The sequence below is a fragment of the Halomonas sp. 18071143 genome, from assembly GCF_019211725.1.
Classification (GTDB): domain Bacteria; phylum Pseudomonadota; class Gammaproteobacteria; order Pseudomonadales; family Halomonadaceae; genus Vreelandella; species Vreelandella stevensii.
Genome location: NZ_CP078120.1, coordinates 1,145,553 through 1,170,321, shown reverse-complemented (window position 1 = coordinate 1,170,321; position 24,769 = coordinate 1,145,553). Strand labels below are relative to the sequence as shown.

Below are 24,769 nucleotides of genomic sequence, written 5' to 3'. Positions count from 1 at the left end.
GTCAACGATATCAGAGGTCTATCTTCAATTGGCCATTCTCTAAAAGAGACTGAATGAAGTCAGATGAAGTGCTTTCCGGCGACATCTGTACGTTCTTCAGCACGATCTGCTGATCCGCGTTGCTGCCATCAGTGGCAATGCCGCCATCAGATTTGATGTGCAATACGGTGTCTCCACCCTGCTGCACAGCCATGATGTACTGATCGATAGTATCAGCGTTTTCGTTCTGGAGAAGATCCGCAAGATCCAGGCGATCTGCCGAGGCATTTGCGCCAAACTCACCCAGCGTGAAGTCCGTGACCTTGTCCACGGCAGCACCCGACCCACTGGTGCCCTGATCACCGAATTCCCACTTGAAGGTATCTGCTCCCGCTCCACCAGTGAGGATATCGTTACCTTCGCCGCCGTAGATAACGTCGTTGTAGATAACGTCGTTGTAGTCATCGCCCTGCAGCGTGTCGTCTCCTTCACTTCCCCAGACAAAACTGTCGACGCCGGGGCCAGTGATACCAACGTGCAGGGTGGCTTCCGCCGTCACACCCGTTGGGTGCACCAGTTGATACGTGAGGCTATCGATCTCACCGACGTTATCCAGGTTCGCATCAGGTAAATAGGTATACGTACCGTCTGCGAACAGCTCAAATTCGCCGTATTCTCCCATAACCTTGATACCTGAGTCTGTGACCATTTCGAACTCACTACCGTTCCAAACCTTCAACACGGTGTCGGTAGAGCCGGGGATGTCATTGATCAGCACGTTGCCACTTACCAGATCCGCCTCGACCGTGCTCGTGGTATCAAGGAGATCGACTTCCACTTTAACGGTTGTAATAGACCCTACAGCTAGAGCAGAGCTTGATCCCCCGACGATTCGGTAATCGCCTGCTTCAAGGCCACTCAGCTCGACTTGGGCACCTTCACCAAAGAGAAAAACGAAGCCAATCAAGCCCTGAGAGCCTATTGTCGTTACCGTTTCATACTCGCCAGTCTCCGGATCAAGCTTTTGAACAATAGCATATGCATCGTCAAAAACGCCTACAACAGCATTATTAGTGACTGTTACGGTAGCGTCCCCCGTCTGCCCTTCCGGGATGGTAAAGTAAACCTCGGGAGAGCGAGTACCAAGTCCTATCGGCCCTAGCTTTACAAGAACCTTCTGACTATCACTCTCGCTTATTGTCCCGCCCTCTGCTGGAAGGATATTCAGCTGTGCCGTTGCAAAGTCATCTTCAGCAATAATGAGTGGCGTTAAATCGATTGCTCCACTGTCCGTTGCCGTGGTGGTATTACCCACCGCATCACTCACGCTCGCTTCGACCGTGTAGCCGCCTTCCGGCAACGCATTTTCTACCTCAACACTCCAGGTGCCGTCCGGCTGTACTTCGGCCGTCAGGGTTTGCTCAACACCATTGGCGTCCGTCACCACCACGGTCACCGTCGCACCGATTTCATCGGAGGTACCGGTAATGGTCGGCGTGGTGTCGTTGCTGTTCGGCGCATCCACCGTCAGCGTCGGCGCGGTCACGTCGATCTCGCCGGTGTCGCTCGCGGTCTGTTCGTTACCCACCGCATCGCTCACGCTCGCTTCGACCTCGTAGTCGCCTTCGGCCAGCGGTGTGGTGACATCAACACTCCAGCTGCCGTCCGGCTGTACTTCGGCCGTCAGGGTTTGCTCAACACCATTGGCGTCCGTCACCACCACGGTCACCGTGGCACCGATTTCATCGGAGGTACCGGTAATGGTCGGGGTCGTGTCGTTGCTGTTCGGCGCATCCACCGTCAGCGTCGGCGCAGTCACGTCGATCTCGCCGGTGTCGCTCGCGGTCTGTTCGTTACCCACCGCATCGCTCACGCTCGCTTCGACCTCGTAGTCGCCTTCGGCCAGCGGTGTGGTGACATCAACACTCCAGCTGCCGTCCTGCTGTACTTCGGCCGTCAGGGTTTGCTCAACACCATTGGCGTCCGTCACCACCACGGTCACCGTGGCACCGATTTCATCGGAGGTACCGGTAATGGTCGGGGTCGTGTCGTTGCTGTTCGGCGCATCCACCGTCAGCGTCGGCGCGGTGGTGTCCAGCGTGAACGTGAGGCTGCTGCTGTCGGAGACGTTACCCGCCGCATCGGTCTGACGCACGCTGATGGTGTTCTCACCTTCCACCGCCGTCGGTTTGTCGATGCTCCAGGTGTTGCCACCGTCGGTGCTGTATTCCACAAGCGCGCCGTCTTCGACGCCGCTCACCGTGAACGCGCCGTCCTTGGTGATGCCGTCGCTGGCGTCCGCGCCGGTGTCGTTATCCAGGCTGATGACGGGCGCATCCGGGGCGGTGGTGTCCAGCGTGAACGTGAGGCTGCTGCTGTCGGAGACGTTACCCGCCGCATCGGTCTGACGCACGCTGATGGTGTTCTCACCTTCCACCGCCGTCGGTTTGTCGGTGCTCCAGGTGTTGCCACCGTCGGTGCTGTATTCCACAAGCGCGCCGTCTTCGACGCCGCTCACCGTGAACGCGCCGTCCTTGGTGATGCCGTCGCTGGCGTCCGCGCCGGTGTCGTTATCCAGGCTGATGACGGGCGCATCCGGGGCGGTGGTGTCCAGCGTGAACGTGAGGCTGCTGCTGTCGGAGACGTTACCCGCCGCATCGGTCTGACGCACGCTGATGGTGTTCTCACCTTCCACCGCCGTCGGTTTGTCGATGCTCCAGGTGTTGCCACCGTCGGTGCTGTATTCCACAAGCGCGCCGTCTTCGACGCCGCTCACCGTGAACGCGCCGTCCTTGGTGATGCCGTCGCTGGCGTCCGCGCCGGTGTCGTTATCCAGGCTGATGACGGGCGCATCCGGGGCGGTGGTGTCCAGCGTGAACGTGAGGCTGCTGCTGTCGGAGACGTTACCCGCCGCATCGGTCTGACGCACGCTGATGGTGTTCTCACCTTCCACCGCCGTCGGTTTGTCGATGCTCCAGGTGTTGCCACCGTCGGTGCTGTATTCCACAAGCGCGCCGTCTTCGACGCCGCTCACCGTGAACGCGCCGTCCTTGGTGATGCCGTCGCTGGCGTCCGCGCCGGTGTCGTTATCCAGGCTGATGACGGGCGCATCCGGGGCGGTGGTGTCCAGCGTGAACGTGAGGTCGCTGCTGTCGGAGACGTTACCCGCCGCATCGGTCTGACGCACGCTGATGGTGTTCTCACCTTCCACCGCCGTCGGTTTGTCGATGCTCCAGGTGTTGCCACCGTCGGTGCTGTATTCCACAAGCGCGCCGTCTTCGACGCCGCTCACCGTGAACGCGCCGTCCTTGGTGATGCCGTCGCTGGCGTCCGCGCCGGTGTCGTTATCCAGGCTGATGACGGGCGCATCCGGGGCGGTGGTGTCCAGCGTGAACGTGAGGCTGCTGCTGTCGGAGACGTTACCCGCCGCATCGGTCTGACGCACGCTGATGGTGTTCTCACCTTCCACCGCCGTCGGTTTGTCGATGCTCCAGGTGTTGCCACCGTCGGTGCTGTATTCCACAAGCGCGCCGTCTTCGACGCCGCTCACCGTGAACGCGCCGTCCTTGGTGATGCCGTCGCTGGCGTCCGCGCCGGTGTCGTTATCCAGGCTGATGACGGGCGCATCCGGGGCGGTGGTGTCCAGCGTGAACGTGAGGCTGCTGCTGTCGGAGACGTTACCCGCCGCATCGGTCTGACGCACGCTGATGGTGTTCTCACCTTCCACCGCCGTCGGTTTGTCGATGCTCCAGGTGTTGCCACCGTCGGTGCTGTATTCCACAAGCGCGCCGTCTTCGACGCCGCTCACCGTGAACGCGCCGTCCTTGGTGATGCCGTCGCTGGCGTCCGCGCCGGTGTCGTTATCCAGGCTGATGACGGGCGCATCCGGGGCGGTGGTGTCCAGCGTGAACGTGAGGCTGCTGCTGTCGGAGACGTTACCCGCTGCATCGGTCTGACGCACGCTGATGGTGTTCTCACCTTCCACCGCCGTCGGTTTGTCGATGCTCCAGGTGTTGCCACCGTCGGTGCTGTATTCCACAAGCGCGCCGTCTTCGACGCCGCTCACCGTGAACGCGCCGTCCTTGGTGATGCCGTCGCTGGCGTCCGCGCCGGTGTCGTTATCCAGGCTGATGACGGGCGCATCCGGGGCGGTGGTGTCCAGCGTGAACGTGAGGCTGCTGCTGTCGGAGACGTTACCCGCCGCATCGGTCTGACGCACGCTGATGGTGTTCTCACCTTCCACCGCCGTCGGTTTGTCGATGCTCCAGGTGTTGCCACCGTCGGTGCTGTATTCCACAAGCGCGCCGTCTTCGACGCCGCTCACCGTGAACGCGCCGTCCTTGGTGATGCCGTCGCTGGCGTCCGCGCCGGTGTCGTTATCCAGGCTGATGACGGGCGCATCCGGGGCGGTGGTGTCCAGCGTGAACGTGAGGTCGCTGCTGTCGGAGACGTTACCCGCCGCATCGGTCTGACGCACGCTGATGGTGTTCTCACCTTCCACCGCCGTCGGTTTGTCGGTGCTCCAGGTGTTGCCACCGTCGGTGCTGTATTCCACAAGCGCGCCGTCTTCGACGCCGCTCACCGTGAACGCGCCGTCCTTGGTGATGCCGTCGCTGGCGTCCGCGCCGGTGTCGTTATCCAGGCTGATGACGGGCGCATCCGGGGCGGTGGTGTCCAGCGTGAACGTGAGGCTGCTGCTGTCGGAGACGTTACCCGCCGCATCGGTCTGACGCACGCTGATGGTGTTCTCACCTTCCACCGCCGTCGGTTTGTCGGTGCTCCAGGTGTTGCCACCGTCGGTGCTGTATTCCACAAGCGCGCCGTCTTCGACGCCGCTCACCGTGAACGCGCCGTCCTTGGTGATGCCGTCGCTGGCGTCCGCGCCGGTGTCGTTATCCAGGCTGATGACGGGCGCATCCGGGGCGGTGGTGTCCAGCGTGAACGTGAGGCTGCTGCTGTCGGAGACGTTACCCGCCGCATCGGTCTGACGCACGCTGATGGTGTTCTCACCTTCCACCGCCGTCGGTTTGTCGGTGCTCCAGGTGTTGCCACCGTCGGTGCTGTATTCCACAAGCGCGCCGTCTTCGACGCCGCTCACCGTGAACGCGCCGTCCTTGGTGATGCCGTCGCTGGCGTCCGCGCCGGTGTCGTTATCCAGGCTGATGACGGGCGCATCCGGGGCGGTGGTGTCCAGCGTGAACGTGAGGCTGCTGCTGTCGGAGACGTTACCCGCTGCATCGGTCTGACGCACGCTGATGGTGTTCTCACCTTCCACCGCCGTCGGTTTGTCGATGCTCCAGGTGTTGCCACCGTCGGTGCTGTATTCCACAAGCGCGCCGTCTTCGACGCCGCTCACCGTGAACGCGCCGTCCTTGGTGATGCCGTCGCTGGCGTCCGCGCCGGTGTCGTTATCCAGGCTGATGACGGGCGCATCCGGGGCGGTGGTGTCCAGCGTGAACGTGAGGCTGCTGCTGTCGGAGACGTTACCCGCCGCATCGGTCTGACGCACGCTGATGGTGTTCTCACCTTCCACCGCCGTCGGTTTGTCGGTGCTCCAGGTGTTGCCACCGTCGGTGCTGTATTCCACAAGCGCGCCGTCTTCGACGCCGCTCACCGTGAACGCGCCGTCCTTGGTGATGCCGTCGCTGGCGTCCGCGCCGGTGTCGTTATCCAGGCTGATGACGGGCGCATCCGGGGCGGTGGTGTCCAGCGTGAACGTGAGGCTGCTGCTGTCGGAGACGTTACCCGCCGCATCGGTCTGACGCACGCTGATGGTGTTCTCACCTTCCACCGCCGTCGGTTTGTCGATGCTCCAGGTGTTGCCACCGTCGGTGCTGTATTCCACAAGCGCGCCGTCTTCGACGCCGCTCACCGTGAACGCGCCGTCCTTGGTGATGCCGTCGCTGGCGTCCGCGCCGGTGTCGTTATCCAGGCTGATGACGGGCGCATCCGGGGCGGTGGTGTCCAGCGTGAACGTGAGGCTGCTGCTGTCGGAGACGTTACCCGCCGCATCGGTCTGACGCACGCTGATGGTGTTCTCACCTTCCACCGCCGTCGGTTTGTCGATGCTCCAGGTGTTGCCACCGTCGGTGCTGTATTCCACAAGCGCGCCGTCTTCGACGCCGCTCACCGTGAACGCGCCGTCCTTGGTGATGCCGTCGCTGGCGTCCGCGCCGGTGTCGTTATCCAGGCTGATGACGGGCGCATCCGGGGCGGTGGTGTCCAGCGTGAACGTGAGGCTGCTGCTGTCGGAGACGTTACCCGCCGCATCGGTCTGACGCACGCTGATGGTGTTCTCACCTTCCACCGCCGTCGGTTTGTCGGTGCTCCAGGTGTTGCCACCGTCGGTGCTGTATTCCACAAGCGCGCCGTCTTCGACGCCGCTCACCGTGAACGCGCCGTCCTTGGTGATGCCGTCGCTGGCGTCCGCGCCGGTGTCGTTATCCAGGCTGATGACGGGCGCATCCGGGGCGGTGGTGTCCAGCGTGAACGTGAGGTCGCTGCTGTCGGAGACGTTACCCGCCGCATCGGTCTGACGCACGCTGATGGTGTTCTCACCTTCCACCGCCGTCGGTTTGTCGATGCTCCAGGTGTTGCCACCGTCGGTGCTGTATTCCACAAGCGCGCCGTCTTCGACGCCGCTCACCGTGAACGCGCCGTCCTTGGTGATGCCGTCGCTGGCGTCCGCGCCGGTGTCGTTATCCAGGCTGATGACGGGCGCATCCGGGGCGGTGGTGTCCAGCGTGAACGTGAGGCTGCTGCTGTCGGAGACGTTACCCGCCGCATCGGTCTGACGCACGCTGATGGTGTTCTCACCTTCCACCGCCGTCGGTTTGTCGGTGCTCCAGGTGTTGCCACCGTCGGTGCTGTATTCCACAAGCGCGCCGTCTTCGACGCCGCTCACCGTGAACGCGCCGTCCTTGGTGATGCCGTCGCTGGCGTCCGCGCCGGTGTCGTTATCCAGGCTGATGACGGGCGCATCCGGGGCGGTGGTGTCCAGCGTGAACGTGAGGCTGCTGCTGTCGGAGACGTTACCCGCCGCATCGGTCTGACGCACGCTGATGGTGTTCTCACCTTCCACCGCCGTCGGTTTGTCGATGCTCCAGGTGTTGCCACCGTCGGTGCTGTATTCCACAAGCGCGCCGTCTTCGACGCCGCTCACCGTGAACGCGCCGTCCTTGGTGATGCCGTCGCTGGCGTCCGCGCCGGTGTCGTTATCCAGGCTGATGACGGGCGCATCCGGGGCGGTGGTGTCCAGCGTGAACGTGAGGCTGCTGCTGTCGGAGACGTTACCCGCCGCATCGGTCTGACGCACGCTGATGGTGTTCTCACCTTCCACCGCCGTCGGTTTGTCGATGCTCCAGGTGTTGCCACCGTCGGTGCTGTATTCCACAAGCGCGCCGTCTTCGACGCCGCTCACCGTGAACGCGCCGTCCTTGGTGATGCCGTCGCTGGCGTCCGCGCCGGTGTCGTTATCCAGGCTGATGACGGGCGCATCCGGGGCGGTGGTGTCCAGCGTGAACGTGAGGCTGCTGCTGTCGGAGACGTTACCCGCCGCATCGGTCTGACGCACGCTGATGGTGTTCTCACCTTCCACCGCCGTCGGTTTGTCGATGCTCCAGGTGTTGCCACCGTCGGTGCTGTATTCCACAAGCGCGCCGTCTTCGACGCCGCTCACCGTGAACGCGCCGTCCTTGGTGATGCCGTCGCTGGCGTCCGCGCCGGTGTCGTTATCCAGGCTGATGACGGGCGCATCCGGGGCGGTGGTGTCCAGCGTGAACGTGAGGCTGCTGCTGTCGGAGACGTTACCCGCTGCATCGGTCTGACGCACGCTGATGGTGTTCTCACCTTCCACCGCCGTCGGTTTGTCGGTGCTCCAGGTGTTGCCACCGTCGGTGCTGTATTCCACAAGCGCGCCGTCTTCGACGCCGCTCACCGTGAACGCGCCGTCCTTGGTGATGCCGTCGCTGGCGTCCGCGCCGGTGTCGTTATCCAGGCTGATGACGGGCGCATCCGGGGCGGTGGTGTCCAGCGTGAACGTGAGGCTGCTGCTGTCGGAGACGTTACCCGCCGCATCGGTCTGACGCACGCTGATGGTGTTCTCACCTTCCACCGCCGTCGGTTTGTCGATGCTCCAGGTGTTGCCACCGTCGGTGCTGTATTCCACAAGCGCGCCGTCTTCGACGCCGCTCACCGTGAACGCGCCGTCCTTGGTGATGCCGTCGCTGGCGTCCGCGCCGGTGTCGTTATCCAGGCTGATGACGGGCGCATCCGGGGCGGTGGTGTCCAGCGTGAACGTGAGGCTGCTGCTGTCGGAGACGTTACCCGCCGCATCGGTCTGACGCACGCTGATGGTGTTCTCACCTTCCACCGCCGTCGGTTTGTCGGTGCTCCAGGTGTTGCCACCGTCGGTGCTGTATTCCACAAGCGCGCCGTCTTCGACGCCGCTCACCGTGAACGCGCCGTCCTTGGTGATGCCGTCGCTGGCGTCCGCGCCGGTGTCGTTATCCAGGCTGATGACGGGCGCATCCGGGGCGGTGGTGTCCAGCGTGAACGTGAGGCTGCTGCTGTCGGAGACGTTACCCGCCGCATCGGTCTGACGCACGCTGATGGTGTTCTCACCTTCCACCGCCGTCGGTTTGTCGGTGCTCCAGGTGTTGCCACCGTCGGTGCTGTATTCCACAAGCGCGCCGTCTTCGACGCCGCTCACCGTGAACGCGCCGTCCTTGGTGATGCCGTCGCTGGCGTCCGCGCCGGTGTCGTTATCCAGGCTGATGACGGGCGCATCCGGGGCGGTGGTGTCCAGCGTGAACGTGAGGTCGCTGCTGTCGGAGACGTTACCCGCCGCATCGGTCTGACGCACGCTGATGGTGTTCTCACCTTCCACCGCCGTCGGTTTGTCGATGCTCCAGGTGTTGCCACCGTCGGTGCTGTATTCCACAAGCGCGCCGTCTTCGACGCCGCTCACCGTGAACGCGCCGTCCTTGGTGATGCCGTCGCTGGCGTCCGCGCCGGTGTCGTTATCCAGGCTGATGACGGGCGCATCCGGGGCGGTGGTGTCCAGCGTGAACGTGAGGCTGCTGCTGTCGGAGACGTTACCCGCCGCATCGGTCTGACGCACGCTGATGGTGTTCTCACCTTCCACCGCCGTCGGTTTGTCGGTGCTCCAGGTGTTGCCACCGTCGGTGCTGTATTCCACAAGCGCGCCGTCTTCGACGCCGCTCACCGTGAACGCGCCGTCCTTGGTGATGCCGTCGCTGGCGTCCGCGCCGGTGTCGTTATCCAGGCTGATGACGGGCGCATCCGGGGCGGTGGTGTCCAGCGTGAACGTGAGGCTGCTGCTGTCGGAGACGTTACCCGCTGCATCGGTCTGACGCACGCTGATGGTGTTCTCACCTTCCACCGCCGTCGGTTTGTCGGTGCTCCAGGTGTTGCCACCGTCGGTGCTGTATTCCACAAGCGCGCCGTCTTCGACGCCGCTCACCGTGAACGCGCCGTCCTTGGTGATGCCGTCGCTGGCGTCCGCGCCGGTGTCGTTATCCAGGCTGATGACGGGCGCATCCGGGGCGGTGGTGTCCAGCGTGAACGTGAGGCTGCTGCTGTCGGAGACGTTACCCGCCGCATCGGTCTGACGCACGCTGATGGTGTTCTCACCTTCCACCGCCGTCGGTTTGTCGGTGCTCCAGGTGTTGCCACCGTCGGTGCTGTATTCCACAAGCGCGCCGTCTTCGACGCCGCTCACCGTGAACGCGCCGTCCTTGGTGATGCCGTCGCTGGCGTCCGCGCCGGTGTCGTTATCCAGGCTGATGACGGGCGCATCCGGGGCGGTGGTGTCCAGCGTGAACGTGAGGTCGCTGCTGTCGGAGACGTTACCCGCCGCATCGGTCTGACGCACGCTGATGGTGTTCTCACCTTCCACCGCCGTCGGTTTGTCGATGCTCCAGGTGTTGCCACCGTCGGTGCTGTATTCCACAAGCGCGCCGTCTTCGACGCCGCTCACCGTGAACGCGCCGTCCTTGGTGATGCCGTCGCTGGCGTCCGCGCCGGTGTCGTTATCCAGGCTGATGACGGGCGCATCCGGGGCGGTGGTGTCCAGCGTGAACGTGAGGCTGCTGCTGTCGGAGACGTTACCCGCCGCATCGGTCTGACGCACGCTGATGGTGTTCTCACCTTCCACCGCCGTCGGTTTGTCGATGCTCCAGGTGTTGCCACCGTCGGTGCTGTATTCCACAAGCGCGCCGTCTTCGACGCCGCTCACCGTGAACGCGCCGTCCTTGGTGATGCCGTCGCTGGCGTCCGCGCCGGTGTCGTTATCCAGGCTGATGACGGGCGCATCCGGGGCGGTGGTGTCCAGCGTGAACGTGAGGCTGCTGCTGTCGGAGACGTTACCCGCTGCATCGGTCTGACGCACGCTGATGGTGTTCTCACCTTCCACCGCCGTCGGTTTGTCGATGCTCCAGGTGTTGCCACCGTCGGTGCTGTATTCCACAAGCGCGCCGTCTTCGACGCCGCTCACCGTGAACGCGCCGTCCTTGGTGATGCCGTCGCTGGCGTCCGCGCCGGTGTCGTTATCCAGGCTGATGACGGGCGCATCCGGGGCGGTGGTGTCCAGCGTGAACGTGAGGCTGCTGCTGTCGGAGACGTTACCCGCCGCATCGGTCTGACGCACGCTGATGGTGTTCTCACCTTCCACCGCCGTCGGTTTGTCGATGCTCCAGGTGTTGCCACCGTCGGTGCTGTATTCCACAAGCGCGCCGTCTTCGACGCCGCTCACCGTGAACGCGCCGTCCTTGGTGATGCCGTCGCTGGCGTCCGCGCCGGTGTCGTTATCCAGGCTGATGACGGGCGCATCCGGGGCGGTGGTGTCCAGCGTGAACGTGAGGCTGCTGCTGTCGGAGACGTTACCCGCTGCATCGGTCTGACGCACGCTGATGGTGTTCTCACCTTCCACCGCCGTCGGTTTGTCGATGCTCCAGGTGTTGCCACCGTCGGTGCTGTATTCCACAAGCGCGCCGTCTTCGACGCCGCTCACCGTGAACGCGCCGTCCTTGGTGATGCCGTCGCTGGCGTCCGCGCCGGTGTCGTTATCCAGGCTGATGACGGGCGCATCCGGGGCGGTGGTGTCCAGCGTGAACGTGAGGCTGCTGCTGTCGGAGACGTTACCCGCCGCATCGGTCTGACGCACGCTGATGGTGTTCTCACCTTCCACCGCCGTCGGTTTGTCGGTGCTCCAGGTGTTGCCACCGTCGGTGCTGTATTCCACAAGCGCGCCGTCTTCGACGCCGCTCACCGTGAACGCGCCGTCCTTGGTGATGCCGTCGCTGGCGTCCGCGCCGGTGTCGTTATCCAGGCTGATGACGGGCGCATCCGGGGCGGTGGTGTCCAGCGTGAACGTGAGGTCGCTGCTGTCGGAGACGTTACCCGCCGCATCGGTCTGACGCACGCTGATGGTGTTCTCACCTTCCACCGCCGTCGGTTTGTCGGTGCTCCAGGTGTTGCCACCGTCGGTGCTGTATTCCACAAGCGCGCCGTCTTCGACGCCGCTCACCGTGAACGCGCCGTCCTTGGTGATGCCGTCGCTGGCGTCCGCGCCGGTGTCGTTATCCAGGCTGATGACGGGCGCATCCGGGGCGGTGGTGTCCAGCGTGAACGTGAGGCTGCTGCTGTCGGAGACGTTACCCGCCGCATCGGTCTGACGCACGCTGATGGTGTTCTCACCTTCCACCGCCGTCGGTTTGTCGATGCTCCAGGTGTTGCCACCGTCGGTGCTGTATTCCACAAGCGCGCCGTCTTCGACGCCGCTCACCGTGAACGCGCCGTCCTTGGTGATGCCGTCGCTGGCGTCCGCGCCGGTGTCGTTATCCAGGCTGATGACGGGCGCATCCGGGGCGGTGGTGTCCAGCGTGAACGTGAGGTCGCTGCTGTCGGAGACGTTACCCGCCGCATCGGTCTGACGCACGCTGATGGTGTTCTCACCTTCCACCGCCGTCGGTTTGTCGATGCTCCAGGTGTTGCCACCGTCGGTGCTGTATTCCACAAGCGCGCCGTCTTCGACGCCGCTCACCGTGAACGCGCCGTCCTTGGTGATGCCGTCGCTGGCGTCCGCGCCGGTGTCGTTATCCAGGCTGATGACGGGCGCATCCGGGGCGGTGGTGTCCAGCGTGAACGTGAGGCTGCTGCTGTCGGAGACGTTACCCGCCGCATCGGTCTGACGCACGCTGATGGTGTTCTCACCTTCCACCGCCGTCGGTTTGTCGGTGCTCCAGGTGTTGCCACCGTCGGTGCTGTATTCCACAAGCGCGCCGTCTTCGACGCCGCTCACCGTGAACGCGCCGTCCTTGGTGATGCCGTCGCTGGCGTCCGCGCCGGTGTCGTTATCCAGGCTGATGACGGGCGCATCCGGGGCGGTGGTGTCCAGCGTGAACGTGAGGTCGCTGCTGTCGGAGACGTTACCCGCCGCATCGGTCTGACGCACGCTGATGGTGTTCTCACCTTCCACCGCCGTCGGTTTGTCGATGCTCCAGGTGTTGCCACCGTCGGTGCTGTATTCCACAAGCGCGCCGTCTTCGACGCCGCTCACCGTGAACGCGCCGTCCTTGGTGATGCCGTCGCTGGCGTCCGCGCCGGTGTCGTTATCCAGGCTGATGACGGGCGCATCCGGGGCGGTGGTGTCCAGCGTGAACGTGAGGCTGCTGCTGTCGGAGACGTTACCCGCCGCATCGGTCTGACGCACGCTGATGGTGTTCTCACCTTCCACCGCCGTCGGTTTGTCGGTGCTCCAGGTGTTGCCACCGTCGGTGCTGTATTCCACAAGCGCGCCGTCTTCGACGCCGCTCACCGTGAACGCGCCGTCCTTGGTGATGCCGTCGCTGGCGTCCGCGCCGGTGTCGTTATCCAGGCTGATGACGGGCGCATCCGGGGCGGTGGTGTCCAGTAATGGAGTAGTAGTATCACTCGAAAGACTGCCCGCTGAATCAGTAAAACTAGCGGTCACAGTCAACGTGCCTTCTTCAAAACTACTCAAGTTTACATTTTCAAGACTCCATTTGCCTTCAGCAACAGACGCCGCCCCCACACTTTCACCATTCACTGTAACGGCAACACTTTGACCGTTCTCAATCCCGGTACTGGTGCCGCTAATAGTGACGCCAACTACTTGTTCTGCATTAATAAAATCATCATTGCCCGGCACATCGATAGTGACTGTAATATCGGCGTCGGCGTCGGCGTCGGCGTCTGCGTCTGCGTCTGCGTCGGCGTCGGCGTCGGCGTCGGCGTCGGCATCAGCATCCGCATCCGCATCCGCATCCGCGTCGGCATCCGCATCTGCGTCAGCATCAGCGTCGGCGTCCGCATCCGCATCAGCATCAGCATCCGCATCGGCATCCGCATCGGCGTCAGCGTCTGCATCCGCATCCGCATCAGCGTCGGCATCGGCGTCGGCATCTGCATCCGCATCGGCGTCCGCATCAGCATCAGCATCAGCATCTGCATCCGCATCCGCGTCGGCATCTGCATCTGCGTCCGCATCCGCATCGGCGTCAGCGTCTGCATCCGCGTCAGCGTCGGCATCGGCGTCCGCGTCCGCGTCCGCGTCAGCATCAGAATCCGCATCAGCGTCTGCGTCGGCATCGGCGTCCGCGTCCGCGTCCGCGTCAGCATCAGAATCCGCATCAGCGTCTGCGTCGGCATCTGCATCGGCATCCGCGTCGGCGTCTGCATCTGCATCTGCATCTGCATCAGCGTCTGCGTCGGCATCTGCATCGGCGTCGGCGTCGGCATCAGCGTCGGCATCGGCGTCTGCATCCGCATCAGCGTCCGCGTCTGCGTCTGCGTCTGCGTCTGCGTCAGCATCGGCATCGGCATCGGCATCGGCATCGGCATCTGCATCTGCGTCCGCATCCGCATCGGCGTCAGCGTCAGCGTCAGCGTCTGCATCCGCGTCAGCGTCTGCGTCGGCATCGGCGTCCGCGTCCGCGTCCGCGTCAGCATCAGAATCCGCATCAGCGTCTGCGTCGGCATCTGCATCGGCATCCGCGTCGGCGTCTGCATCTGCATCTGCATCAGCGTCTGCGTCGGCATCTGCATCGGCGTCGGCGTCGGCGTCGGCATCAGCGTCGGCATCGGCGTCTGCATCCGCATCAGCGTCCGCATCGGCATCCGCGTCAGCGTCAGCGTCAGCGTCAGCGTCCGCATCTGAATCCGAATCCGAATCATCGGGATCTTCGGGATCTTCGGGATCTTCGGGATCTTCGGGATCTTCGGGATCTTCGGGATCTTCGGGATCTTCGGGATCTTCGGGATCTTCGGGATCTTCGGGATCTTCAGGATCTTCAGGATCTTCGGGATCTTCAGGATCTTCAGGATCTTCGGGATCTTCAGGATCTTCAGGATCTTCGGGATCTTCGGGATCTTCGGGATCTTCGGGATCTTCGGGATCATCGGAATCCGAGTCCGCATCCGCATCCGCATCCGCATCGGAATCCGCATCGGCATCGGCATCGGCGTCTGAGTCGGCGTCCGCATCCGCGTCGGCATCTGCATCTGCATCTGCATCTGCATCCGCGTCAGCGTCAGCGTCTGCATCCGCATCGGCGTCTGCATCGGCATCCGCGTCTGCATCCGCATCTGCGTCTGAGTCGGCGTCCGCATCGGCGTCTGCATCGGCATCTGCATCGGCATCTGCATCTGCATCTGCATCTGCGTCGGCATCCGCATCGGCGTCGGCGTCCGCATCGGCATCTGCGTCAGCATCAGCGTCGGCGTCGGCGTCGGCGTCTGCATCAGCGTCAGCGTCAGCATCCGCATCGGCGTCGGCATCGGCATCGGCATCGGCATCAGCGTCGGCATCCGCATCGGCGTCGGCGTCCGCATCCGCATCGGCGTCTGCATCGGCATCCGCATCCGCATCCGCATCCGCATCGGCGTCAGCATCCGCATCTGCGTCAGCATCGGCGTCTGCATCCGCATCGGCATCGGCATCCGCGTCAGCATCGGCATCGCCATCTGCGTCGGCGTCCGCATCTGCGTCCGCATCGGCATCCGCATCGGCGTCTGAGTCGGCATCCGCATCGGCGTCTGCGTCAGCATCCGCATCGGAATCCGCATCAGCGTCAGCATCAGCGTCAGCATCTGCATCGGCATCTGCGTCGGCGTCGGCGTCGGCGTCGGCGTCGGCGTCGGCATCTGTATCGTCAGCAGTAGCGGTAGCGGCAGCACCTCCGTCAAACTCTACGAATTCGGCACCTTCCAGGCCGCCGTCGGTGTTGAAGCTTTGTGGGTCGGTTTCTTCGGCGATCCGGGCAACGCGGACGAAACTGCTGCCGCCGCCACCGCCGCCACCTGCGCCAGCGCCGGCAGCAGTAGCATCAAGGAGGTCGAGCAGGTCACCGTCTTCATCTTCAAGGGCGGCAAGCAGGGCTTCCAGGTCATCGTCCTGGGCGCTGGCATCGGTGGCGACAATGGCGTCTGTGTTCAGCTCAGGGGTAACGGCGACTTCCTGGCCACCCTCGACCACGTTGGCGCCGGTGCCGTCGGCAAAGTCCAGCTCGACGCGGCCATCGGCGGAGGTAATGAGTGTTTCCCCCTCCTGAATGACGTCACCAATGCGCAGTTCACGCAGGTTGCCATCTTCGTCGCGTGCCCATGCTTGACCTGAAATCGCAATTACCGTTGCCATGTCTTGTTCTCCACCCACCGCTCGATTAAGGGGTTGCCGAGGCTGACTGACTGCAGACGCAGAAAAGCCTATTGGCGGCATTGTAAACAAGGTAGCGCTGGCCAACGGGGTTGCCTATTGTACCGGTGGCCAATACGTAATGAACGGGCAAAATTTGCGTGTCAAGCAAACGAGAAACGGAGGTTATGGGTCTGCGCGCAGGGATTCATGAGCCTTTAACAGACCCGCCATCATATTGAGAGCGCCAGCGTCATTATGGTAGCGGCAGCGGTGGCAAAACTCATGGGCTCGTGCGGCTAGCGCAATATGGAGCGTGGCTTCTTCCGGGGAGTGCAGCGCTTCCCACTCGGGGCTCTGGGTGAGCTGCGGCCAATTTGCCGACAACAGCGCGAGTACTTCTTTATTAAGTTTGGCCGAGAGGGGCCAATGGGCGCCCAGGGTATCATGGCTCCAGCCTTGCCAGTCGAGTAATAGAGGTTGTTGGTTTATCAATGCAAGGCGTGCACTGGAGGGGTTCTGAAGCGTGAGGCCAGCTGGCACCTTCTCGACTAGAGCGATCATATGTGGCCAGCTTTCCTGGAATCGCGTGATCTGAAAGCCTTGCCGATCTTCCTGCGTCAAATAATCAAAGCGGTTCGTATCAATGCTTCTCATGCGTTCTGGCAACGTGGCAAAGGTAGCTCGGTACTGTGCTATCAGGCTCAGTGACAGTGGCGTCTGCAGTAACGTTTGGCGAAGCGCCGCCAGCCAGGGTTTGCGTTCTTCCGAGTTGAGCCATTGCGGGCGCAGGCTGCCGATGTCTAGAGCGACGTAATGGCACCAGAGCAAGTCGCCATGACCGATCAGTTTGGGTACTTCAGACGGCATTGCTCCCGCCGCCGCACTGCGCTCTTCGAGCAGCGCAATTTCGTGGTGCGCTTCGTTCTCTCGCGAAGGCACGTAACATTTCAACAGCCAGTAGGAGGGGCTTGCGCTGTCCTGCTGCGTGCGTAGCAGCACATGGGCGACGGTACGACTGTGCAGCAGACGGCACTCGACGATATCGACGAATACGCGATGATGACGTTCGGCCAACCAGCCGGGCAGCCATTGGGCCAATCGTGCCGCATCGAAGCGCTTGAGGAAGTCTGTCGCTTCGCTAATCGCTACCTGCCGGGCGCGAGGGAGCAACAGCATGTTGATGTGCTGAACGTGTTTGATGATACCCAGAGCGTTGACCATGCCGTTGACGCTGGCGGCCATCATTTGGCGCAACGCAATCAGCAGAACGAACAGTGTGAACAGGGGACGCGCCGATCCATACAGATAGTCGATGACCAGGATGACAAAGCCAAGCGCAAAGCTGATATTGATGACCGACAATACGTTGCTTTGCAGCGTTTCCTGAAGCTGTGGCACTTTTTCGAAGCGGTAGTAACGCGCCACGATAAACCCCAGGATGGCCACGCAAACCGCTGCCAGGAACCCTAGCGCCGGGTGCAAAAGGGCAATGACCAAACAAAACAATAGGGCAATGCACGTCGAGGAGAGCGCTCCCATCACGATGGCCAGCATGCGCCTGCCCAAAGGCCGATGATTGGCTACCAGGCGTGTCTTGTTGAGCCTAAGCAAAAGGGCGTCGAACAAACGTGAGATGCTGCGTTTGACCCACCACTGCATTAGCGCAAACGCGCAAAAGCAGAGAACGGCCAAAGCCAGTAGCATCGCCATCTTGTCATTATCGCCAAACTGTGCGGGCAATCCGCGGGTCAAACGACTCTGACCGCTCATCAAGACTTGTAACAGCTGCCAAGGTAGCAACAGGCTGGCTAGCAACAGTATCTGCGCTGTTACTTGCTTCAAGAGAATGGCGCCTACCTGCCAGCGGAATGGTCGCACCACCTCACCCAAAAGGGCCCACATCAGGTCGCGTAGGTGGCGACGATGAGCCCTCTGCTCTTCGGTTGCCGACATGAAGCCCATCACTCCCGTGATTCCAGCATGGTATCGATCAGCTGCATGAAACTACGCAACTCTTCAGGCTGCTGCTCCTTCGGAGCATAGGCCGATATCGCCTGGTATAAAGCCGCCAGAATGGCATGGTTATACTGCAAGTTGCGCTGCTCGGCTTCGGCCCAGCCGTAAGTGGGCCATTGATGTTGTTGAGCCAGAGAAATACTCGCCTGATGGAGTGCTTCGAACAGGGGAGCCACGAAGCGGCTACCGTGAAGATGCTCCAATGTCACTACCTGGCTGCCATCGTGGTAGCGCAGCGACATCAGTGAGCTGGGCAGCGAGATACTGCCTTGGGGGTCGAGTAGATAAAATAATCGTTGCCATAGGGTCACGGCGCCATAGCTCGACTGCATGATGATTTCCAGGTCGCTACTAGCCGTAGGCAGAGGGGGACCGGGCTGCACGTCACCACTCAGCAGCGATTCCGACCAGCGTGCCAGCCCTTCGTGTACCCACCCTTGCTTGAACATCATGTGGGCGTTTTGATAAAGGTGGAAAAGCTCGTGGGCTGGTGTCAGGTTAGTGGCAGCTTCAACACGTCCGCCCAAGGCCATGCGAATATGGCATTCGGGAATGGCCGGGTTTCGCACTACTTCGTCATAGGCTTGGCCGCCGCGAACCTGCTCCGTACGCAGAATCACCATGATAAAGTCGGCCTGCTGATAACGGGGCCTTTGCAAGGGGGGCGTCAGACCCAATACCTCACGAAACAGCACGTCGGCAGCCAGCAGCTGGGTGGCAATGTCTGTAAGCCGCTCAGCCTCGGAGACACGGTACTGATCTGACGCCTGCATGGAAAAATGCGCCCCCACTTCATGGGCCACTTGCGCGTGCTCTGCCCCCACAAGGGCCAGCGCGGGCTCACGTGACAAGGTGCGACAAACGCTGGCAATCGAGGCATCCTGTTGTGCCACGCCCGCCCACAGGTCGCTGCCGAGCAACAGGGCCAGCAGAACCAGCGCCCCTTTACGCACCGCGACGGTCAGGTGCGTCATGCACTCCCTGCCTGATGCCCCGCCAGTAATAACTGCTGATAAGCCACTAGCCCAGAAAGGTAGTGTTCGACATCGTCGATGCGCACGCGAAAGCTGTGATGACGAATGAAAAAACCGTCTTGCACGGTGTACGGGGCCTTGAAGTACATGGCCACTTCCGGCCAGAAAAATCCATTTTGCAGGTAGTTCGCGCGGGCATGCAGCGCGTGATAGAACGCATCGATGTCCAGGCCATCGAGCACATCGGCAAGCTCCGGCATCTGCTCCAGCGTGAGCAGTGTCTTGTGGAACGCCATGGAGAGTTCCAACAGCGTTGGGAAAGTGGTGATCCGATCACGGATGAAGTCGATGTACCCCGCTACGTTGCGCACCGCGAATTCAAAATAGCGGCGTTCGGGGCGGTACATCACCAGCTCATTGGTACAGTAGGCCAGCCAGTGATCGTGGGCCTGCTCATGGCCGTTGTCGATGAAATAGTCAAAGGCCTTGACGACACACGCCAGCCACTGGGGGTTACGGGTTTGGCCATAAAGCCGCATCAGCGCAAAGGCTGCTTCGCCATCGTAGTAGATGATTCGGCTCTTTTCCTTGAGCGATAAATCCGCCGCATTCAGCACATGCACGAAGCTGCCATCAGCCTCCTGCATGCGGACTATCCCCAACGCCAGCGCGTCGGCCAACGCAGCATAGCGGTCATCGTCCATCACCTGCTGATACTTGACCAGGGCCAGGATAGCCACTGCATTAGCCCCTAGCTTGATGATGTTGCCGGTATCCACCACATAGGCGGCACCATCACGCTCGATGATGTCTTGATCGCGCAAGCTCTCCAACGCGCGGTCTATCTGGCCATGCAACTGACGGAGCGGTTCATCGTCAAGAAGCCGTTGAGTAAGGCAGCTTTCATAACCTTCCAAGAGCGCATAAGTACTGCTGGCATGGCGAAGGATGTTATAGGTACCAATCTCACGATTGAAACAGGGAAAATAGCCGTACACGTAGCGGCCATTCGCCTGTACCTGCCTACCCAGAAAGCGCGTCGAGCGGGCTATCAGTTCAGCGGTGGAGGCAGGCGTCAACGGCGGAGTTTCACGACGCCCCCAGCAGCGGGGCTGCGTGCTCAGAAGATGATGGCTCGGCTGTTCACCGCCAAGCGCCAAAAAGACGCCAGCCGTAGCAAAACTCCACATGGGCATCTCGTCGGCAAAGCTTGGCATCTGGCTAGAGCCGTGGCGGGCCTTGAGGTAGCGCTCCAGGTGGGCTTGGTTAATTTGCGCATGGCCCACCTGGTGCCCGCCATACAGGCAGGCGTTGGCATTCAGCTCCATTTCACTGAGCAGCAGCCTGGCTTCGCGCTTGCCTTCAAACGCCAAACCACTGCGAAAGTAGCTACGCTTATAGCGCATGAGTTCCTGCTTGAAGGCCCCCCAACGGCCTTCACGCACGGCGAAAGGCCACTCGATGCGACACCCCACCAGCGGATGCCCGAATTTGCGCTGCAGTCGGGTAATCGCTTGTTCAAGCGCAGGCACCAGTACTTCCCACTGGCCCGCCCGCAGTGCGCTGACATCGACCGTCAGCGTCGTGACCTGAGCCCGCGCATAGCCGTCGCTTACCGAGACCAGTAACAGTGAGTCGAAAGGAGCTACGCTGGCATGCTGACGCTGCCATTGTGACAACACGTCAGAACCCGCAGCATGCAAGGCTGAGTGGATAGCCTCACGGGCAACGTGTGCTTCCTGAACGGCGTGATCCGACATGTCATGGCTCGCATAAGTAGTGAGGGTATAAGTGATGAACGAGGTGAGGTACTGGCAGCGGACGCTTTGGTGTGCAACGATGTGGCCCCCAAAAACGCAGCCACAGCGGGTCACTCAACGTTGTCAGGGGCATGCTCCGCCACCGGCGCCAACTTGAGAATCAGCTGCAGCCGATCTCGTACTGACAGCTTTCGAAAAATAGCGCTCAGATGCGCTTTGACCGTGCGTTCAGTGATCTCCAACTGGCGGGCCACCTCTTTGTTCGTGGCGCCACGCGCCACGGCCAACGCAACGCCACGCTCTCGCTCGGTGAGCAGCTGCAGGTAGTCGCTGTGTTGATAACGGTCATGGTCAACGCGCTGCTGGAGAGCCTTGAACGTACCACCGAGGACTTTCGCCAATAACTCTTGCCCAACCCACACACCTTGATGGGTCACGACCAGAGCCACCTGGTTCAGCACATCAGCCGCCGCCAGGGTATGCACATAGCCCCTGGCGCCCAGATCCAATGCCCTTAGCGCCTCACGGTCGTCGGGGGTATAGCTCAGCACCACCACGATGGCACCCTGCTCTATCAGGGCAGGAACCATGAGTGGCCAGCTATCCACGGTAGTGGAAAGCCATACAAGATCATTGGGCGCTACGCGCTGGCCCAAGGTGTCAGGCGTCAGGGCTCCCACATCCTGAAACGCTTTTTTCCAGCGCGCCTTCAAACTCCCGTCTGTTGTTATAAACCAGTGTTTCATCAGCGCTCTCCCATGGAATCTCGCCACGCCCTTAAAACAGGTTTCAGCATGAACTGCATGACGGTTCGCTTACCGGTGACGATATCCACTTGTGCGGTCATCCCCGGTATGACCTGTAGCCGGTCGGCTACGTTTTCATTCTCTTGGCTGCGCACGCGAACCAGATAGAAGGTATTGCCATCATCATCGGTAATAGTGTCGGCGCTGATATGCTCGAGTTCGGCCTGCAACCCACCATAAATCGCGTAGTCGTAGGCGGTGAGCTTGATGGTGGCTGGCTGGCCCGGGTGCAGGAAGGCGATATCCTGCGGGGCGATGCGTGCCTCCACCAGAAGTTGATCATCGGTCGGCACGATTTCCACAACTTCCTGGCCCGGCTGAGCGACACCACCAATCGTATTGATGTGGATACGCTGTACGATGCCGTCTACCGGTGACCGGATCTCCGTCAACCGGACGCGATCCTGCAAACCGGTGCCTGACTGCTGCAATGCATTCAAATCACCCAGCGCCTGTGCCAAATCATTACGCCACTCGCTGCGACGCTCGGCCCCCAGCTCCCTCAGCTGGGTTTCGGCTTCTTCTACGGCAGCTTGCAAACGTGATACCGCAGCATCTGCCTGGCTGCGCTCACCCGTGGCACGCGACACTTCCCGCTGCAAACGCAGCACCTCCACTTCCGACACCGCACCGGATGCCAGCAAGGGGCGCGTCAGGTTCAGTTCCTGGCTAGCCATGTTCGCTTCACGCTGAGCCGTGTCGCGCCGTGCCTGTGCTTCACGTAGCTCTTCTCGACGCTGACGGATACGGTCATTGAGTACGTTTTCCTGCTCGCGCAGCTCTTCGCGACGACTCTCGTACACCTCGCGCTCTTGCATGACGATATGCGGCACTTCTTCGCGCAGCTCATCGGAGGGTTCGAAGGGTGAATTGGTGGCCAGCGCCCTTAACCGCTCGGCACGTGCCTCCAGCGCAAAGCGCTGGGCGCGGTTTTCCCTGAAATCCGAGACGAAGCGAGTCGGGTCGATCTGCATCAGCACATCTCCCGCGCTGACCAGCTGCCCCTCGCGAATCATGATCTGATTAACCACGCCGCCATCGAAGGATTGGATCCGCTGGAGCTGGCTGGCGGGGATGACGCGGCCCGTGCCACGGGTGACTTCATCGATAGCGGCGAAATAGGACCATGTCAGCAGGGCTACGATGGTCAGCAGTACCGTATAGAGAAACAGGCGCGCACGGATAGGCTCTTGCTGCATGCGCGCCCAGTCGGTATCACTTGCCCAGTCACGATTGAGGTGCGCAGAGGTGACCCGTTTGGCGAACAGTCGATCCATGAAAGGTCGGAACGGTTTTTGACCCTTTTCGGAAAAACGGCCAATCGCATCGAAGCCTTTTTGCTCTGGTGTCACGGAAGGCTTGCGTGTCATCAGGAAGCCCTCCCGATTTGCCCTTTACGCAGCGCTTCCACCACGGTATCGCGGGGGCCATCGGCCACCACTTTGCCCGCATCCATGACGATGATGCGATCGACCAGCGACAGCAGCGATGTGCGGTGGGTCACCACAAGAATGGTCTTGCCTGCCGATATGCGGGTCAGGTTGGCCTTGAAGGCTTCTTCACTGGCGTTGTCCATGGAGCTGGTCGGCTCATCCAACAACAAGATGGGCGGGTCCTGCACCAGCGCTCGGGCAATGGCCACCGCCTGCTTTTGCCCACCAGACAATGCCTGACCGCGCTCGCCCACCTGCAAATCCACCCCGTGAGGGTGGCCATTCACCAGTGTTTCCAGCCCGGCGAGTTCCAGCGCCCTGAGCAATGCTTCGTCATCGACGCGGTCATTCCCACCCCCGGCTACGATGTTCTCGCGCAAGGAACCCGAGAACAGACTGACATCCTGCGGCACATAGCCAATATGGCGGCGCAGATGCAGCGGATCCAGCTGGCGGATATCGACGTTGTCGACCAGCACGGCACCTGCCGTTGGCTGGTAGAACCCCATGATCAGCTTATTGAGAGATGACTTGCCACAGCCAATACGACCCAGCAGGGCGACTTTCTCTCCTGCTTTGATGTGAATCGAGACCTCACGCAAAGCATCGCGCTCTTCATTGGGGTAGCGCAGGGTGACTTTCTCGAGACGGATATTACCTTCGAAGCTGGGTTTTTCGACGTAGGACTTACCCTCATGACGCTCGCTTTTCTTATCCATTACGGTGTTGAGCGTTTCCAAGGTAGTAGCAGACTGATGGTACTGCGCCAGTAGCGCTGCCGTTTGGCTGATGGGCGACATGGCACGGGAAGACAGCATGTAGGCCGCGATTAGCCCCCCTTGGGTGAGATTACCTTCGATAATCTGGTAGACACCGATAATGATCACGCAGACCGCGACGCTATGCTGAGCCCATAGCGCCACGTTGGATACCGACGTACTGACCATTTTCAGCTGGCTACCGGTTTTAGCCAAAAACGCTGTGGCTTTTTCCCATTGGCGTTGAATGCGGCTCTCGGCCCGTAGGGCCTTGACGTTTTCCAATTGAGAAACCGACTCGACCAACAAGGAGTTGCGTTGAGCACCGACCTCCCAAGCGGTTTGCGAAAGTTCGTGCAACTTGCCTTGCGCGGCCAATGCATATAGCAGTACAAACACGGCTCCGATCAATACCGGCAGTACTAGCCAAGGGTTGATCAGTGCAATAATGGCCGCAAACATCAGCACGAAGGGAAGATCGACAATCCCCAGAATCGTCGCCGAACCAATAAAATTACGAACCGATTCGAACGACTGCATGGTGGCTGTGAACGCGCCGGTCGATGCCGGCCGCTCTTCCAACCGGACACCCAGTGCTTTTGCCATGAGCGATGAAGAGAGTTTGACATCCGCGCGGCTGGCAGCAAGATCCACAAAGCTGCTGCGCATCAGTCGCAGCGCCAAATCGAAACACAACACGATAAAAATACCGATAGCCAGCACCCACAACGTCTCAGTCGCCTGATTGGGTACGACGCGGTCGTAAACGTTGAGCACGAAAAGCGGCATGGCGATGGCAAACAAGTTGATGGCCACCGACCCCAGCACGATGTCTCGATATAACCGCCGATTCTCGCGAATTACGCCCCAGAACCAGTGCTGATCCCGGCGCTTCTTACTATTGACGCCTGGTTCGGAAGCATTGTCCGTCAGAAACTTCGGGCGAACGTAAATAGCATCGCCGCTATAGCCCGCATGGAGCTCCGCTAAAGGGATTTCGACTTCGGATTCCGTCAGTTCAGGAAACAGCACACGGGCTTTTTGCTGTTTGAGATCAATGGCCAACAGCACACAGGCCCGGCCAGGTTCGAGTAGCAGCACAGCAGGTAGCAGTGCTGGATTGAGCCCTGAGAGTGGGCTTTTGACGATACGCGCAGTCAGCCCAGCTCTGGAGGCTGCCCGGCCAAACACAGAAGGCGTTAGCTTGCCGTCTTCCAGCGGCAACCCCGCTCGCAATGCTTCTGCAGAGACTTCATGCTGATGAAACGAGGCAATTGCCTTAAGGCATTCCAGCAATTCATCGCCACCTGGCGGCTCGCTGGCAAATGAGTTTGCTGCGTCTGTCTTCGTTAGCTTCGCTTGTG

9 protein-coding genes and 1 pseudogene are annotated in these 24,769 nt (G+C 61.4%); 1 reads left to right on the top strand and 9 read right to left on the bottom strand.

Translation table 11 applies throughout. From position 1 onward, the window contains the following. Nucleotides 1–10: 10 nt before the first annotated feature. The 3 genes and pseudogenes from KVY02_RS05530 to KVY02_RS05525 all read right to left on the bottom strand — a co-directional run bounded on the left by KVY02_RS05530 (nt 11) and on the right by KVY02_RS05525 (nt 15,165). On the bottom strand, nt 11–12,973 hold the full coding sequence (locus tag KVY02_RS05530) for an Ig-like domain-containing protein (protein WP_256357575.1): 12,963 nt from the start codon (nt 12,971–12,973) through the stop codon (nt 11–13). A gap of 27 nt (nt 12,974–13,000) precedes the next feature. Then, a pseudogene (locus KVY02_RS18530) lies at nt 13,001–13,171 on the bottom strand (hypothetical protein); the annotation flags it as partial. After that, on the bottom strand, nt 13,132–15,165 hold the full coding sequence (locus KVY02_RS05525) for a hypothetical protein (protein WP_218314668.1): 2,034 nt from the start codon (nt 15,163–15,165) through the stop codon (nt 13,132–13,134). The pseudogene KVY02_RS18530 and the gene KVY02_RS05525, both read right to left, overlap by 40 nt. 88 nt (nt 15,166–15,253) lie before the next feature. On the opposite strand from KVY02_RS05525, the gene KVY02_RS05520 reads away from it, so the two are divergent. Beyond that, nucleotides 15,254–15,637 carry a hypothetical protein gene (locus KVY02_RS05520; RefSeq protein ID WP_218314667.1) on the top strand — a complete coding sequence of 128 codons (384 nt, stop codon included), beginning with the start codon at nt 15,254–15,256 and terminating at the stop codon, nt 15,635–15,637. 204 nt (nt 15,638–15,841) lie between these two features. On the opposite strand, the gene KVY02_RS05515 is transcribed toward KVY02_RS05520, so the two are convergent. The 6 genes from KVY02_RS05515 to KVY02_RS05490 form a co-directional block, all read right to left on the bottom strand. After that, nucleotides 15,842–17,611, bottom strand: a complete 1,770-nt coding sequence (locus KVY02_RS05515) for an ABC transporter ATP-binding protein (RefSeq protein ID WP_256357574.1) — start codon at nt 17,609–17,611, stop codon at nt 15,842–15,844. Nucleotides 17,612–17,619: 8 nt separating this feature from the next. Then, nucleotides 17,620–18,648 carry a hypothetical protein gene (locus tag KVY02_RS05510; RefSeq protein WP_218314665.1) on the bottom strand — a complete coding sequence of 343 codons (1,029 nt, stop codon included), beginning with the start codon at nt 18,646–18,648 and terminating at the stop codon, nt 17,620–17,622. After that, nucleotides 18,645–20,408 carry a hypothetical protein gene (locus KVY02_RS05505; protein ID WP_218314664.1) on the bottom strand — a complete coding sequence of 588 codons (1,764 nt, stop codon included), beginning with the start codon at nt 20,406–20,408 and terminating at the stop codon, nt 18,645–18,647. The genes KVY02_RS05510 and KVY02_RS05505 overlap by 4 nt, the downstream gene beginning before the upstream one ends. Before the next feature lie 110 nt (nt 20,409–20,518). Continuing rightward, on the bottom strand, nt 20,519–21,154 hold the full coding sequence (locus KVY02_RS05500) for a response regulator transcription factor (RefSeq protein WP_081135387.1): 636 nt from the start codon (nt 21,152–21,154) through the stop codon (nt 20,519–20,521). Then, nucleotides 21,154–22,584 carry an HlyD family type I secretion periplasmic adaptor subunit gene (locus KVY02_RS05495; protein WP_218314663.1) on the bottom strand — a complete coding sequence of 477 codons (1,431 nt, stop codon included), beginning with the start codon at nt 22,582–22,584 and terminating at the stop codon, nt 21,154–21,156. The genes KVY02_RS05500 and KVY02_RS05495 overlap by 1 nt, the downstream gene beginning before the upstream one ends. Next, entirely contained in the window at nt 22,584–24,701 is a 2,118-nt protein-coding gene (locus tag KVY02_RS05490) for a type I secretion system permease/ATPase (RefSeq protein WP_256357573.1), read from the bottom strand. Before KVY02_RS05490 ends, KVY02_RS05495 begins: the two co-directional genes overlap by 1 nt. Nucleotides 24,702–24,769: the final 68 nt, after the last annotated feature.

What these genes read in the sequence shown, in the direction of transcription:
- KVY02_RS05525 (WP_218314668.1), bottom strand. Translation starts at nt 15,165, where the DNA reads ATGCCGACGCCGACGCCGACGCCGACGCCGACGCCGACGCAGATGCCG.
- KVY02_RS05515 (WP_256357574.1), bottom strand. Translation starts at nt 17,611, where the DNA reads ATGTCGGCAACCGAAGAGCAGAGGGCTCATCGTCGCCACCTACGCGAC.
- KVY02_RS05510 (WP_218314665.1), bottom strand. Translation starts at nt 18,648, where the DNA reads ATGACGCACCTGACCGTCGCGGTGCGTAAAGGGGCGCTGGTTCTGCTG.
- KVY02_RS05505 (WP_218314664.1), bottom strand. Translation starts at nt 20,408, where the DNA reads ATGTCGGATCACGCCGTTCAGGAAGCACACGTTGCCCGTGAGGCTATC.
- KVY02_RS05500 (WP_081135387.1), bottom strand. Translation starts at nt 21,154, where the DNA reads ATGAAACACTGGTTTATAACAACAGACGGGAGTTTGAAGGCGCGCTGG.
- KVY02_RS05495 (WP_218314663.1), bottom strand. Translation starts at nt 22,584, where the DNA reads ATGACACGCAAGCCTTCCGTGACACCAGAGCAAAAAGGCTTCGATGCG.